The following is a 16,997-nucleotide window of genomic DNA, read 5'->3' on the forward strand; positions in this document are numbered from 1 at the left end:
TTCACTCTAATAGAAATTTAGAGTTTAAGTCTTATCAATAATCTTTAGATACAATTATTTGGTTTTAATTTAAGTATGTCTCTACTAGAAAATCAACAAATAATGAATATATTAAAATATTTAAAGCACTCTTAAAAGAGAAGCAATCAAGGAAGGATATAAATACAATGTTGTAAATGAATATATTTATAATTTGAAAATGTATCAATATTTTTATAATAATAATAGAGTCAGTTATAAAATATAGGTGTCCGAAAAAAAGGAACAGTACAAATTTAAATTTCCTGGATAGTTATTATTTTGATTAATATTTACTTATGTTTTTTTATGCTATTATAAACATATAAAGGAATTATAGGAATGATAGAATTAAAAAATTTAAATAAAATTTTTAAAAATGGTGAGGGAATCCAAAATATAAATCTAAAAATAAATTCTGGGGAAATAACTGGTATTCTTGGCCCAAATGGAGTTGGAAAATCTACATTATTAAAGTTAATTTTTAAGAAATATAAAAAAGATAGTGGAGAAATAATTTATAATAATGGAGATAAAAATTTAAGTAAATTTAGTTTTTTTACAGATCAATCACTTTTTCCTAGAAATATTTCATTAAGTTTCTTTTGTATGTATAGCGCGGAATTAGCGGGAATAAAGTTTAAAGAAGCAAAAAAAAGAATGAATCATTTATTGGAATTATTAGAACTTGAAAAATATAAAAGCAAAACCTTTAGATCTTTATCTGCTGGTATGCAAAAAAAAGCAATGCTGGCAGCTTCTTTAATTAATGATCCAGAATTTATTTTTCTTGATGAGCCAACAGCAAATTTGGATGTTAATTCTAGAATGGAATTAATAACTTTATTGAAAAATATGAAAGAGAAAGATAAGGCAGTAGTTATTACAAGCCATATTTTAGATGAATTACAAAATATAATAGATAGGGTAATCATAATTGATTCGGGAAAAATACTTTTGGATAAAAAATATGATAAAAATGAAGAGAATTTAGAAAAATTGTATTTTGATACTATAAAAACTCATGATAAAAATAAATCTTTTGATAGATTATTGGAGTGAGATAATTAAAATGATTTTTTACACTTGCTTTAAATACTCTATTTTATCAATTCTTAAATCAAAGACTTTTATATTAGTTAATTCAATATTTTTAAGTTTAATGGTCGTATTAAATTTATCTTTCGGCTTATATATTAGAATTTCGGAAAAAGAAATGGCACAATTATTTGTATTAGAATATATAAATGTAATTTTAATTATGATAGAAATAGTAGTTTTATCACTATTATTTTCAAATGAGTTTTTTTATAATCAAAAAAGAAATGGTATTAAAACCATTGAAGTTAAAAATGGAATGAAAGTTTGACAAATATTTTGCTCTAAATTAATTGCTTTAATTTTGATGATTTTAGCAGTTTCTTTTGTGTTATCTTCTGTTATTGTTATAGAAAATTTAATTATATTTAATGAAAACATTTATGTAACAAAGTTAATTTTTGTAAATCTCTACTTAGTATTTCTTGTTCCTCTTTTCTTATTTTCTTTAAATTTATTAATATTAAGTTTAAATATACAAAAAGTGTCTTTAATTTTCTCAAGCTTTTTTCTTGGTTTGCTTAGTGTATTTCACTTTTTTAATGCTGCAGTTTATGATTATGAAAGCTATAATCCAGCTTCAATTGGCTCAAATAATGCTGAAATATCTAGTTATAGAATTTATTTTAATTATTATATACAAAAATTCAAAAGTGAACATGAACATGAAAATGAGTTCTTATTAAATTTAAAAGACTTTAACGATAAAAACTTAGATTTAAAAAAAGTATTATATTATGAAGGAAATGAGAGCTTTGAGTGTAATGACAATAATTTTGATAAAGGTGAATTAAGTTGTGATATGAAAAAATATTATGAGGACTTTCTAAATAGTAATTCTTTTTATGGAAGTGGAAACTTATTTTATAATATTGATTTATTTAATAGTTTTAATAAGGCATTTTTAGCAAATAAAGAAGATTATCGAGAATTAGTATATGATAAAGAGATTATCGAGAAAAATAGTTTATTTAATGAATTGCAAAATTTTGATATTAAAAAGTCTGATTATGATCTATTTGAGGAGCAGATCTATCTAGTAAAAAGTGTTTCTCTTCTAAAAGAGTTACAGTTATATATTAGTGAACTTGAAAAACACTTTAAAAACAGTGAGGAGTTTAATTTCTATTATAATGATCTTAAAAAAATTAATAAAGTAATTCTAGATATTTATCAAAAGGGTCTTTATTTTAAAAATGTAAGATATTTTTTAAATAATAATTTAGGATTGATTTCATCTGAAATGAAACAATACTTTAATGATATCTTTGGCAAGGAATCTATTCGTAAAGAAAAAAGGAAAAAAGTTTTTGAATTACAAGAAATATCAAGTGGTAAATCACTTTATCAAGGAATTCTTTTTTACATAATAAATAATTATGATGAGGATAAACTATTTTTATCATCAAATGAAAAACCAAATGATTATATTCCAGGTTTTTTTGGAATGTCTAATTATTATACAAGTCCATTTTTATGATTAGAGTTCATTACTAAATTTGGATTAGTTGAAAAAAGTTATGACAATATAGCTACAATAAATACTTCACATTTTATTCATACTAATAATTTTATTAAAATAAAATATGATATTTTTCAAGAGGAAGATAGTGGAAAAACAAGATATATTATTCATGATTATTCTTATAAAGGGCCAAATACTGTCTTGTTAATATTTTTAATACTAATTTATTGCACATTATTAATTCTATTGTCTTATCTCTTTTATAAAATTAATTTTTATAAATAATTAATAATTTATATTAATTTCTTTTAAATACTGTATATTTTAATCTATTTTTAATAATTTATTTTAATAGAATTGTTAAAAACTACCGTTTATCCAAAATTTTATTTAAATTTATTAGGATTTAAATTTTCTGAATATAAAAACTTAATAAAATGTATTAATTAAATGTGATAAAATATTAAAAATTTAAGGGGAATTTTAATATATGTATAAAATTAGTGACTTGCAAAATATAAAACTAAATTTTCATTTTAGTATGTTTTGCAATATGAGATGTAAATTTTGCTTTTTATGCGCCTCTAATTGCAAAAGCAAATTATAAAAGTAATTTAGAAAATTGATTAAGAATTATAAATAAAGTAGATTTTTTTAAAGCTATAAATTTTGCTGGTGGTGAACCAACGCTTTTTTGAGATCAATTAAAGGAAATGGCAAAGCTATCAAAAAAACTAAATTTAGATGTTACACTAATTACTAATGGAAGTATAATTTTAAAAAAATCACAAGATGATGTAAATGATTTGCTTCAATATTTTGATAGTGTTGGTATAAGCATGGACTCTATAAGTGACAATATTAATCAAGAATCTGGAAGGGCAATTAACAATAGAAATTCACTTTCTGAAAAGGAATACTTAGAAATTGCAAAGAAAATAAAAAAAGCAGGATGTAGCTTAAAAATAAACTCAGTTGTGCACTCATTAAATAAAGAAGCAAAAATGATTGACTTTATAAATAAAGTAAAGCCAAGTAAATGAAAAATTATGCAAGTAAGTTCAGTTGGCCAGGAATCACATAAGAATTTTATTATTACAAAAAAAGAGTTTGATAATTTTTTAAAAATTAATAAATTATTTGAAAAAACTGAGTTTATAAAATCTATTGAAGATGAAGAAACTATTAAATCAAGTTATGTAATGATAGATGGAGAAGGATATTTTTATAATTCAGACCAAATTTATGATAAAAAAAATATTAAAAGTTTATTAGAAGAGAATGTTGTCACTATAGTGGAATTTAATAAATGTGATTTCAATATCCTATCGCAAATAGAACGTTATAAAAATGAAAAATAGTAAGACAAAATTAAAAGATATTATTTCTATAATAACTAATTTTAGTAATAAAATAAGATATTCTTTTAAAGATTTTATTTTTTTACTTAATACATATATTTATACTAAAATATAGAAGGCGAAAAAAACTAACTTATATTTTTTTATAATATAAGCCATTTTAAAATAAACTTTACTAATATAGTAGAAAAAATTTTAAATTAAATAATATTATTATTGATAGAATTTTAAGGGGGAAAGATTATAATGATTAAAAATGAGTCTAATAAAATTAATTATAAAGACTTTAAGCTCAATCACGAAAATGATATGATTTTAATTTTAACTATATCTGGTGTTTTTTCATTACTTGTTTTAATTCTTTTTCTTATTACATTTACTTTTCTTGACTTTAATATTATTTATTTACTTGGATCATTTTTATTTGTAATGATATTTGTAATGTCACTTTTTATTAATAAAAAAATACTTAAAAATTTTAGAAAAATAAATTATCAGAAAAATTATCAGAAATTATTGTTATTCAATTGAACTGATTTTTATAAAAAAAACTCAATAAAAGGCATAGAGATATTAAATGTAAATATAAATACTTTCTTCATTCCCATAAAAAATTTATTTGTAAAAAATGATTTGATTTTTAGTGATAATTTAAATATTATTGATGAAATAATGAATGAAGAATATTTTCAAAAAAATTTAAAAGTAAATAATACTATAAAGTTTAGAATTTTAAAGCAAGAAATAGAAATCTCATATATAGAATTATTTTTAGAAGAGAGTACTAATAAAATTTATTGTAAGGTAAAGGTTAAATTATTAAATAATAAACATGAAAATGTTGTATTTAATGATTCATCAGAATTTCTAAATACTAAGAAGAAATATAAATTGGAAAATTTAAAAAATGATACTATTATTACCTTTTATAAAAAAATTGATAGATATAATGATCTAAATAATTTAGATAAACTTTATACTAGTGAAAATAGATTAATAAATACAATATCAATAATTCCAGGTCTTTTTAGTATGAGAAAAATGAATAAAAAAAATTTTAATAAAAAAATGATAGATATTGTAAAAAAAGATTGCTTAAATTTAAAAACTTTTAACTTTTTAGATACTTTTTAGATATTCCTTTAATTAATAAAGTTATTTTTATTATTAAATAACTTTCTAAATAATATATTGACTAATTGTATTGTAAGTATTTAATTAATTTAATAATAAATTAATTAAAATTTGTGCTTTTTTTAAAACTTTCAATTAATATTAAAATAATAAGAGAAAAATAATTCAATTAATAATGTTTTGGAATAATAATTTACTCCTATTTTATTAATTTCTTTAAAGGAGATGCAATATATGAATAATAATTTAGATATTTTAGAAAACGATATTAAAAATAATAAATTGAATAAAAGATTCAAAAATAATTTGGTTAAGGTAAAGTCATATCTTTTATATAAAATTATTTTCCTAATTTTGTATTTTGTATTTATTATTGCAGGAATTTATATAATTTTTATAAGTAAAATTGAATTTCTTCAAATTCTAATAATATTTATTGAAATAGTGTCAATTATCGTTCTTATTGGATTTGCTTCTTTTATTAGCAAAATATTTTTTATTTTTAATAAAAGAAAATTAGAAAAACACTCCAGCAAATTAAAAAAAATTAATTGAGTAAAGTTACATTCTTTTTATAATAAGGATTTTAAAATAGCTTATATAAATTTGAATAAATTTTATATTGAAGATAATATATTAAAACAACTGTTAATAGATAGAACTATAAAAAGTATAGAAATAAATAATACTTTATCCTTAATGTTAAAGGATAAGCAATTTTTTATTGATTATTTAAATTTATCAATAAATGAAGAAAATACTTATTTACAATTAACACAAAGAATATGTATAAAAAAAATAGTTAAAATAACTGAAACTCAAAATATTATTAAAAAATTAAGCAATCCTGAAAAAACTGATTCTAAGAATTGCAAAGATACTGAAATTGTAAATATAATTAATATATGTAAAATACAAGAATTAATCACTTTTACTAAAGATTTTAAACATCAGTTTTTATCAACAGATAACATTGATCTATCAAAATATATATTTGGTTTATATGGACAAAAAAATTATAATAGTTATAATTGCGTAAAACACTTTGAAAATATTGTTAGAGATGATATTGGTATTATTGAAAATTTAATATCAAAGTTTTTAATTAAAATATAACAATTATTTTTTTAATAGGTAAGTTAATAATACTAAAAATCTTTAGTTTGTATGTAAGTGTTTATTAATAACTTTATTAATCTTTTGGTTTCTTTTTATAATTAAAATGACTTACTATTTGTGAGCTTAGAATATCTCTGTATTAATACCTTGATAAATAGAAAAAGTTTATATTTCAAATAAATATTTAATAAATTTAAAAAATTAAATTTGGTATTACAAAAATATTTAAAATGTAGCCATAGTTGAAAAATTAAGACTAAAAAATTAAATAAGGATTTATAATAAAAAGGAAATAAACTAGTAATAAAAGACGTTTAAAATAAATAATGAATAAATTATAAAACTCAAAAATTAAATAATTATGCATTAATAGAAATAATTAAAAAAATAAGTGAAGTTAAATGAGCACATATTAAAATTTGAAAACTATGTATACAAACTGATTTAGTAAAAGTAGCTTATTTTGATTGAATCTCAAAGGATAAACCAAAAATGAAGTTTATTAATTTAGTTTTACTTCCAAAAATTAATTATGTCTATAAAAATAAAACTTAGATTTGTCTATCGAGCGGATTATTGCAATATTTAGATTTAAATTGTAGTTGTATAGGGTTCTATAAATAATCAAGTATAAAAATTGAATCTAAAAATTATAAAATATAAATAGCAGTACAGTTAGTCATAAAAAGAATGGTAACCAACGTAAATTATTTAAATATAAAATATGCTTAAAAAAATACATAGATATTTTATTGGTAAATATCACAAAAAATTTAGATCATAGTATATACCTGTGTTTTTATTATATAAATTATAAAAAAATTAATATTTTATTAACTAAAAATATTAATATGTTCATTTAAATCTTATCAATTTTCTTAGCTACAATTTGTTTTGTTTTGTTTCCAAATTGTGTAAATCAAAGACAAGAAATATCTTAAAGGACTAGGAATTACTTTTAAAACAGAAACAATAAAAAAATATTATAAGTAAAATATTGTTAATGACTTTATTTACAATATGAAAATGTATCCATATTTTATAAGAATAGTTTTACAAATAAAATATTTATATTTAAAAAAGACAACAGTACAATGTACAAAAAAAGCACCATATTTATAGTAAAAAAAATTAAAATATAAATAAAAATATTATATAATTTTTATGTCAATTAAGACGAAAGAGGTACTAAAATGAAAAAAATATTATCAATTTTAGCAGCTGCTAGTTTAGTTGCTTCAACAAGCGTAGTGGTTGTATCATGTAATACAAAAGAAGAAAGTAAGTTTGAAATTCCAAAATTTCCTGCAAATGTAGATGAAGCTAAAAAAATTATATTAGATTTATCTAAACAACAAACTGTTAGTGAATTAAAACTTGAAGAAATGTATGAACAAGAAGTGAGTGATGTTGAGATTATAAGTTTTCAAATTAAAAATAAATTTCTAGAAAATGAAGCAATTATATCAGCTTCAGCTTTTAAAATTATAAATGAGGAGGGTAATGATAGTGAAATTAAAATTTGAGCTTATAACAAGGAAAATGTTTTAGAAGAAACTTCAATCTCAATAGGAAATTATATACCATCAAATACAGATATTGATGAAAATTATTATTTTTCTGCAACAGTAGAAGAAATAATAAATAGTGATATCTCGTTATTTCCAAAGGAAGTAGAAGGACTTGAGGATATGATTAATAATATGAAAGAAATTAAAGAATGATGATTAAAGGCGCGAAACTTAAAATCTTTTAGTGAGCAGTTTAAATCAGAAAAAGTTTCACTTATTGACAAAGATGATGAAAAAGAAGCTCTAGAAAAAGCTGTTGCTTTAACAAACAATAACGATATAACTACTAAAAATACGAAATTTATTTATTGAGATGGAAATGAAAAAGAAGTAATAGGTTTCACTATTGCTCCAACATCAAATGATAAATATTTAGGCTTTGCATTTTTTGAACTTACTACCATTATAGAATAATTGTCCATGTATTGTAGATAATAAACTTATATATATCAAAATACGAGATCTAACTATAAAAGATTTCGTATTTTTTATATAAATGTCAATTTTCAATTTTGATACAAGTAAAATATTATTTTTTAAAATATTTAGAAAACCTAAATTATTTTGCTCTCAATTTTTTTAGTAATCAATTTGTAAAAGTATATTGTTTTTTGTAAATGCTATTAAAATATCTTGTTGACTTTTTTATTTTAAGTAATTATTATTTAAAATAAAAAAATAATTTGATCTATTAAAATTCACTTATAAATTAATGTAGAATATAAGTGTATAAAAATTATTATATTATAATAAATTTAAAATAATCATGAAGTAAACGAGAGAAAAGAAAAAAATTTTTTAAATAAAAATAGTCAATATTAATATTTAACTTTTTATGATGAAAAAACTTAGATATAATTTATTTTAAAAGGGATAGAGTAATTAGATTTAACTTAATTAAAGCTTATTATAAAGGAGAGTTAATATGGAAAAAGAGAATATAATTTTAAAAAAAGAATTAGAGTCTAAAAAAATAAGCAAAAAATATAGAAATAATATACAAAGAAAAAAAGTAAATTTTTTATTATATGCATTATTTTTTTTAATGATAGTATTTATAACTTTAGTTACTCTTATTTTAATGTCATTGAGCAATAAATACTATCTTCAAACATTTGCATTAGGGGATGGAACTATTCTAATTTCCTCCTTATTATTATTTTCATATTTTATAAAAATTACCACGGATAAAATACTCAAAGTAATAAAAAATAGACACTCCGAAAAATTAAAAAAATTAAATTGAGTTGACTTATTTAGAACTTATAATGACAATGAATTTATAGTGCAAAAAATAAGTTTAAATAAACTATATATAGATGATTATTTATTCTGCAATTTGTTACTGAATAATAAGATTGAAACTATTGAAATAAATAATAAATTTAAAATAAATTTTAAAGGTTTTACATTTTCTATAAATCATTGTAATTTGTTTTTTGATAAAAAGGATAATCTTTTAAAATTAGCTAAAAAAATAACCTTTAGTAGTGAAATAACTTCTGATGAGATTAAGAGTATTCTAAATAAGGATTTAAATGTTGTAGAAATTAGAAAAGATAATACTTTTTCAACAAGTATTGTAGTTAATAGCATTATCTGTTCAAAAGAAGAAATTATTGGGTCTACTAAAAATGGAATATCTTACTTAAAAATATATGATTTTGATATTACAAAAGAAATATTAGGTTTATATTCTCAAAAAAAATATAATAAAAATAATTTTTTAGAAGTATATAATGAATATATTTTAACTGATATTAAAACTATTAAAAATATTTTATTATTAAATAATTAAACCACTAAAATAATTAAAATCTTTTTTTAAAGAGTTTTTATTTTTGAACGTATTTTTATAATAATTTTTATTAGAGATATTATTTGGACAATCCTAACTTTTATTATATTCATTTTATAAATGTTTATTTACTCTTAAAATAATAAAAGACAGTCTAAATTTATTACTACTAGATATTAATGTATACTTTTAGATCTAATTTTTAAGAAAGATAAAAGTATTATGCTCCATATTTTAAGGCTAAGATTTAATATTAAATGTTTGTTACAAAACTCAAAGACAATAATAAAAAAATTTAAACAAAGATTAATAATAAGAAATTTAAAATCTGAAAAATAACTAAACTAATAAAATTAAATTATTGATTTATATTCAATATACTGAATATTAGATTTAATATATAATTTTCTGATAACTTATTCATTTAGTGAAATTTAAGTTGTAGATAATAAGTTATTAGGCATGAGTGTCTAAGTAGATGAGTTATCCAATAGCCATCTTTATGAGTTTTCTTGGAATAATTTTATTTATTTTGAAAATAATTTTCTAAGAGATAAACTTTACTTATAAGTGTTTTATTGATATTATTAATTACATGTAAATAAAAGGGGTAGAATAATGATATTAGAAATAGTTTCAATTATTTTTTCATCAGTTTTGACTTTAGTATCAATTTTTTAATATATTGAATTGACTTTAAAAATAGAAAAATACAAAAAGAGCAGAAATATAGTGATGAATTAAAAATTTTAAATGATATTAATATTTCTTTTAATAAGGAGATGTTAAATGTTAATTTAAATATAAGTGATATTTTATATAATTTTCAAAAAGATTTTCTAAAAAATTATTCTTTTCAAGATGAAGTATTTTTGCAATTTTATAATCAAAACTCTGAAAATTATGAAGCAAAGCTTAATAAGACCGAAGTTAATGAAAAAATTTTGAAATTAAGAATTCAACAAGCAATAATATATAGAAGTTTATTAATAAATATAAATAAACTTTTACCAATAAAGAAAACTTTAATTTATAATTACTATAGAAATAAAATTATTTGAGATCGATACTCTAAACTTTACTTAGAATTAGAATTGGAAATAAATTCAGAAGATAATATTAAATTTATATGTATTAACTGCGATAAAAATATTGACATAGATAAAAACCTCAATTTTTTATCTAAAGAAGTTAATGAATTTAGTAATAATATTTCCGATATTAAAAATATTAATATTAATTATTTGCATAAAACTAGTGAGATTAATGAGATTTTGGAAGACTTTATTAATCAAATTAGCTTTGAAATTGTTCTAAGTAGGGATAAAGATTTTTATTTAAATGATTTATTTTACATAAATCATAAAGATTGTTAAGTTATATTAGATTATTTTAGGAAATCTAATTAATTAAATATAGTTTCTATTAGAATTTTTTTTATCAATAACTACTCATTTCATAATAAACTAAACAATTTACTACAAAAATTATAAATCAGTTTTATTAATGCCTTTATTTATTACTTTTTATTAAATTTAATTTTGTGTATCCTTATGATCATAATAAAACTAATTTAATTAAAAACTGAAATCTCAGAATTTTAATTTGATTAGAAATTAAAAAAACTCATTCTATATTTCAAAATTTATTTTTCTAATATTTTTTAGTCTTTTTATGTATACAGTACTATAATCTGCATGTTCAATCAAACTTAATTATGCTTCCAAATTTGCATCTTATCTTATTGTTTTATCTATAATTAATTACATTTTAATGTAATTAATTCTTATTTGAGTAAATCAGCAAAAAATACTGATATTAATGATCTATAAACATTGATTTAAGGGAAAGCAAACAAATATAGTGTAGATGAATATATTTATAATTTGAAAATGTATCAATATTTTTATAATAATAGAGTTAGTTACAAAATGTAGGTGTTTCAAAAAAGTACAGGACAAGTACACTTATCTTTAAAAAAATAATCTAGTCATTAAAATAAAGTTATAAATTAATGTAAAATATAAGTGTATATAATATTGATATTAATAGATATTATATTATTTTGTAATCAATTTAACGTAATTATGAGGTTAAAGGAAATGAAAAAAGAAAAACTTTTAAATAAAATAGATTTAATATTAATATCTAACTCTTATTTTAGTATTGATGAGGATATTAATTATAAAGTCATTAAAAAGTATTGATGAAAAAATTTAATTATTCAAATTTATAAATATAATAAGAAATATTTCATAGTTGCAACATCAGGAATAGGGATTGTTAATTAAGCAATGTCCATTACTTTTTTAATCAAAAAATATGGAAATATCAAATATATAATAAATTATGATTATTTGGATAAGGATTTTAAAGAAATTTGCAAAGAAAATATTGTATACTCTAACTCCTTTGTATATCAAAATGTAGATTTTCAAAATTTAGTAATACAGCTTTAGCAACTATTCAAATTGATTTAATGACCGAACATTATTTGGAAATTAGGGGTTATAAGAATGAGTATATAAATATAATTAAGGAAAATCAAATAAGTCAATTGATTTAACCTTAAAAGAAACAAATGCTAAAATAAAGGAAATAGATAGTGAAACATATAAAATGAACAAAAAAATAGATTATTATAAGAGCTTAATATTAATTTACAGAAACAAATTGAAAATTATAAATCTCAATCTTTGGTTTTAAAACAAAACTTTAATATTTTTAATAATACATTAGATTTTATTCCTTCATTGAGCAAGAATAAAATAAAAGAAATTATTTCAGACTCAAATAATAATATTAATTTATTATCAAATATGGATCTATCCTTTTTATATGCTGAGTATGATAAAAGGATAGATTTAATTAACGAAGATAAACTATTTAGGAGTAATTTCCTTGAAATCTTTGAAGAAAAATATAACTATGATAATAAGCAGTATTGAACTAATTTAATTAATAATGTCTTAAAGTCCACATTTAACAATTTACTATTAAATTTTATTTAGAAGGAAGGCAATTAGTATGAATAAAAATTTAGAAATTATAGAAAAAGAACTTAAACATAATAAAATTGCTAAAAAATATAAAAGTGATTTCTCAAATCAAAAATATTTATTATTATTTTCACTAATGTTATACTTAACTATACTTATTCTTTTTTTAGTATATATTTTTATTGCTGATAATAAATTTGTAGAAATTGTGCTATTAAGTGATGCATCGATTATTTGTTTTTCACTTTTTATTCCCTTCCTATTTTTTATTACTATTTTTATAAGTTTAAAAATAAAAAAAATTAGTAGACATTGTAAAAAATTGGAGAAAATTAATTGATTGCAATTATTTACTGTTCATAATAATTATAATTTTATAATTTCAAAATTGAAATTAGAGTTATTCTGCATTGATAAAAAGAAAATAACACAATTAATAGTGGATAGATCAATAAATAAAATAATAATTAATAATAATATATTAATATCAATTAATAATATTAATATTAATATTAATTATTTAGAATTAACAATATCTGAGGATGAATTATATTTGCAACTAATACACGAAATAACTTTTAGCAAAAAAATGCATTCTACTGAAATTAAAAAAATATTGCAAGGCATTAATAATATTATATTAGTTGAAAATAGTGATAGTAGTACAAGAATTAAAACTTGTACAAATCTAATTTTAAAACAGAAAATGATTAAATATAGCAAAGATTATTTAATTAAAACATTTAATCCAAATAACTTTTCATTTTCAGAATATATTTTTGGATTATATGCACAAAATAATTATAATAGGGATCAGTATTTAAATTATTATAAAGAATCAATTTTAAATGATATTGAAAAAATTTATAATTTACTAAAAAAGAATGAGGATTAAATGCTATTATATAAATTATATAGTTTAAATGATGAGAGAGATTATTATTAGAAAAATTTAAAAGAGTAACAAAAAAATTATAAAAATTAAAATACTTTTGTTTTAATTCTTTTAGAAATTTTGATATTTACTCTATTATTGCTTTGAGTCTGAAATAATTTAATAATATTATTAGATTAAAGAGTTAATATAGGTTAGTTATTTAAAAATTTTAGAAAAAAATATGAGCTAATTTATAAGTGAATATATTTTTTAAATATACTCATTATTTTTCTACTAAATTGATTATAATAATAATTTTAATAGGCATTAGTAAATCTCTTTTTTTATTCATTTTATTTAACCTATATTATAAATTAAGAATGTAAATGTATAAAGTACTAATAATATCGACTTTTTTTTAGTTCTAAAAACTTAATATGTATTCATTATAATTTTTAAAATAGTATTTAAATTAATTTACCAAAAATAAAAATTAAGGAGAAAATATGATTTATAAAAACGAGGAGTTAGTAATTCCAGAAAAAGTGAAAAGTTATGCAGCATGTTTTGCACAAGAGTATAATCTTATTATCAATAATAAAAAATTTTGGGAAGGAATTTTTTATAAAAAGGGTAAAGAAAAAATTATCTCAATAATTAATTATATAAGAGAAAAAAATTTAATAAAGGAAATAAACGAAGATATAGTTAACCAATTCTATATAGATTCAATAAATTTTAGAAATAGTTGCTTTAAGATTGTTATGTTTATTGAAGAATTATTAGGGGGATTTTTATCTTTTTATGATAATGAGTTTTATAGAAATAATTATTTAGAAAGAAAAACTCTTGGAGGACTTTTTAAAGATAAAAAAAATGTTGATCTTAATAAGAAAAAATTATATATAGAAAATTTTCTAGTATATGTTAATAATGAAAAATTATATCCAATAAAAATTTTTGATAATTATGTAAATATTAGAAATAAAATTTGTCATCCTAAGTTTTTATTATCAATTAGTGATAAATTTTTTGATGATTTTAAAAATTTAAAATTTTTAATGTTTTCATCTGCATGAAAAAGTAATATTGATCATATGTTAAATAAGCAAAAATATGATTATTTCAATAGTAAAATAAGGGAGATGTTTTAATATGGATAAAGAATTAGATAATATTAGGAGAAAAATTAAATTTAAGCAGGAATACATTATAACAATTAATAATTTTAGAAAGCAATTAGATAAATGCATTAAAAAAATTAATAATAAAGATATAAAATTTTTAAAAATAACTAAAAAGAAATATTTTAAACCAACAGGCTCTTCTTCAAGGCATTTAGAAAATAAATTTACAACGGATTTAGATCTATATTTGAAAATTAATGAGAATTATACAACTGATAATCTAAAACTATTATCAATATTTAATAAATATGAAACATTGCTTAATGAAAATTTTAAAGAGGAAAATGGAAGTGATATGTCTTTTGAATCAACCTCAACAAAATCTTCTATTGACTTTATAAAGGGAGATTTCATACTCTCAATTTTATTAATTATAGAGGATAATAAAAATATTTATAGAATATATAGAAAAAAATATAATGAGGCAGCTGACTTAGAAAAGGTTAATATTGAGTTTGATAGTTTTTATAATAAAAGTTTATTAGAAATTAGTCAATCTAAGGAAACTAAAAAATCAATAAGAGTGTTTACAAAGATTATAAAAATAATATTTAAAAATAATTTAAGAAATTTACCAACTATTATTCTTGAACATATGTATATTAGTAACTATAAATCTGAATTACAAGAAAGCTTTTTTAATTTTTTGAATTTGCTTGAAGAAAATAAATTACCTGAATTTGTTATGAATAATTTTGAGGGATGAAATTTAGATAGTAAGACTGGATCTAAAGATTCTTATGACGACATTAAAAATAGAGCTACTACCTTAAAAAATAGATTAATAAATAGAGATAAAACAATATCGTTTTATAAAGAATTAGAAAAAATTGTTTTAGAGATTACTTAGTTTTTTGTTATAGTAAAGTAATTTAAGGTAAATTAATAATTTATATGTTGATAATGAGAAATTATTTTTAAAATACAAAATTTTTCTAATATTATGGTGTTTTTATTATTTCAAATTAATACAATTAATTGTATTGTAAAAGTATTTTTTTAGAAAGGCATAACAAAATGATTAAAAAATTAGAAATAAGTAATTATAAAAAATTTGATTCGGAGACTTTTATTTTTGAAAAGAATAATTTATTAATTGGAGATAATGATTCAGGAAAAAGTAGTATATTAGAGGCTCTTGAATTATTCTTTAATAAAAATGAAATATCTTCAGATTTAGTGATTGATATAAATAAAGATATTGTAATAACTATAATGCTTGAGAATGATGAGCAAGAATATACAAAAATATTTAAGATGAGTGGTAAAACAAAAGCTATATGTAAAGAATTTAATTATAAAAATTTACCTAGGTATGTTTATATTAGATCTAATGACTTAGAAATTGATAAAAAAGTATCAGAAATTTTATCAATTAATTTTGTTAATCAGCTTTCAAATGAAACTAAAGATAATATACAAGTAGCTTTTAAGGATAGTATACAATTGTTTTTTAATTCAATAAATGACAATTTAAATGTAGTCAATGGATTTGATAAAACCAAATTAGATATTTCCGAAACATTGAATTATGAAAAATTAGTTTCTTTTAAAATTAATGATGATAAAACAAATATTGTTCCATTAAAAGGTCGTGGGTCAGGTTTTATTAAAAATTTATTATATTTAATATTAGTTAATAATACAATGAATGAATTTATTATTGGTATAGATGAAATAGAAAACTCTTTTTCATTAAAAAATGTTGAGAATTTAATAGAAACTCTTTTAAAAGTATATAAACAAACCATTATTTCCACTCATATCTCAAGTGTTTATGAAATAACAAATAATTTAAATTATAAAACAATCCCATTGCATTCAGAAGAAGGCGATATAAATTTATTTAAATTAATTGACTCTATTTCACATAAAAGAGAAATAAATATTTTACTTTTGTAGGGAAAATGAGATGTTAAATGATTTGAAAAAGGACTTAAATTACTGGAAAAAGATAAAACATATAAATGTATAAATGCAGGAGTCTCAGGTGAGTTAAAATCATTTAAAGAAGACATTTTAAAAATAAATCCTCAAAATAGAATAATAACAATTGGTGATGGTGATCAAAAAAACACAAGCACTTGTGATGTTACTTTAAAAAAAGATATAATTGAAATGTATATTCCAATTAATGAACTCAATAAGTATTTTTCAAATATAGCTAAAATAGATAATAAAGAATTTAATTCAAAAGAAGAAATGGAAAGTCATTTTAAAAATAAAAATGTTGATTTCAAAGATTATAAAAAGAAAATTTCAAATTGAGCTTCTACATCATTATCTATAGAATCAGAATTTGTGAAAGAATTAGAACAAATTTTAAAAAAAATAGAATTTGATAATTTATAATTATATTAGTTCAGAAAA

The 16,997-nt window shown here is 19.0% G+C and carries 14 protein-coding genes; all 14 read left to right on the forward strand.

The features are described 5' to 3' along the window. The first annotated feature begins 360 nt into the window (after positions 1–360). Positions 361–1,089, forward strand: a complete 729-nt coding sequence (locus tag AACL15_RS02440) for an ABC transporter ATP-binding protein (protein WP_339034974.1) — start codon at positions 361–363, stop codon at positions 1,087–1,089. A gap of 1 nt (position 1,090) precedes the next feature. Next, complete coding sequence (locus tag AACL15_RS02445; RefSeq protein WP_339034976.1) at positions 1,091–2,866, forward strand: hypothetical protein; 1,776 nt, start codon at positions 1,091–1,093, stop codon at positions 2,864–2,866. 350 nt (positions 2,867–3,216) lie between these two features. Then, on the forward strand, positions 3,217–3,942 hold the full coding sequence (locus AACL15_RS02450; RefSeq protein ID WP_339035088.1) for a viperin family antiviral radical SAM protein: 726 nt from the start codon (positions 3,217–3,219) through the stop codon (positions 3,940–3,942). Between the two features lie 246 nt (positions 3,943–4,188). Beyond that, positions 4,189–5,076, forward strand: coding sequence for a hypothetical protein (locus tag AACL15_RS02455; protein WP_339034978.1), 888 nt, complete (start codon positions 4,189–4,191; stop codon positions 5,074–5,076). Between the two features lie 234 nt (positions 5,077–5,310). Continuing rightward, positions 5,311–6,192, forward strand: a complete 882-nt coding sequence (locus tag AACL15_RS02460; protein WP_339034980.1) for a hypothetical protein — start codon at positions 5,311–5,313, stop codon at positions 6,190–6,192. A 1,196-nt stretch (positions 6,193–7,388) separates the two neighbouring features. Next, on the forward strand, positions 7,389–8,180 hold the full coding sequence (locus AACL15_RS02465; RefSeq protein WP_339034982.1) for a lipoprotein: 792 nt from the start codon (positions 7,389–7,391) through the stop codon (positions 8,178–8,180). Positions 8,181–8,691: 511 nt separating this feature from the next. Further along, positions 8,692–9,564 carry a hypothetical protein gene (locus AACL15_RS02470; RefSeq protein WP_339034984.1) on the forward strand — a complete coding sequence of 291 codons (873 nt, stop codon included), beginning with the start codon at positions 8,692–8,694 and terminating at the stop codon, positions 9,562–9,564. 782 nt (positions 9,565–10,346) lie between these two features. Beyond that, entirely contained in the window at positions 10,347–10,940 is a 594-nt protein-coding gene (locus tag AACL15_RS02475) for a hypothetical protein (RefSeq protein ID WP_339034986.1), read from the forward strand. 726 nt (positions 10,941–11,666) lie between these two features. Continuing rightward, entirely contained in the window at positions 11,667–11,855 is a 189-nt protein-coding gene (locus AACL15_RS02480) for a hypothetical protein (protein ID WP_339034988.1), read from the forward strand. A gap of 736 nt (positions 11,856–12,591) precedes the next feature. Next, a complete protein-coding gene (locus tag AACL15_RS02485) occupies positions 12,592–13,458 on the forward strand; it encodes a hypothetical protein (protein WP_339034990.1) in 867 nt (288 codons plus the stop codon). 488 nt (positions 13,459–13,946) lie between these two features. After that, on the forward strand, positions 13,947–14,594 hold the full coding sequence (locus tag AACL15_RS02490) for a hypothetical protein (protein WP_339034991.1): 648 nt from the start codon (positions 13,947–13,949) through the stop codon (positions 14,592–14,594). A 1-nt stretch (position 14,595) separates the two neighbouring features. Then, positions 14,596–15,477, forward strand: coding sequence for a hypothetical protein (locus AACL15_RS02495; RefSeq protein ID WP_339034993.1), 882 nt, complete (start codon positions 14,596–14,598; stop codon positions 15,475–15,477). A gap of 167 nt (positions 15,478–15,644) precedes the next feature. Beyond that, positions 15,645–16,529, forward strand: coding sequence for an AAA family ATPase (locus tag AACL15_RS02500; protein ID WP_339034995.1), 885 nt, complete (start codon positions 15,645–15,647; stop codon positions 16,527–16,529). A gap of 216 nt (positions 16,530–16,745) precedes the next feature. Continuing rightward, a complete protein-coding gene (locus AACL15_RS02505; RefSeq protein WP_339034996.1) occupies positions 16,746–16,979 on the forward strand; it encodes a hypothetical protein in 234 nt (77 codons plus the stop codon). The last annotated feature ends 18 nt before the right edge of the window (positions 16,980–16,997 follow it).

This window comes from Spiroplasma endosymbiont of Cantharis rufa, assembly GCF_964019665.1.
GTDB lineage: Bacteria > Bacillota_I > Bacilli_A > Mycoplasmatales > Mycoplasmataceae > Spiroplasma_A.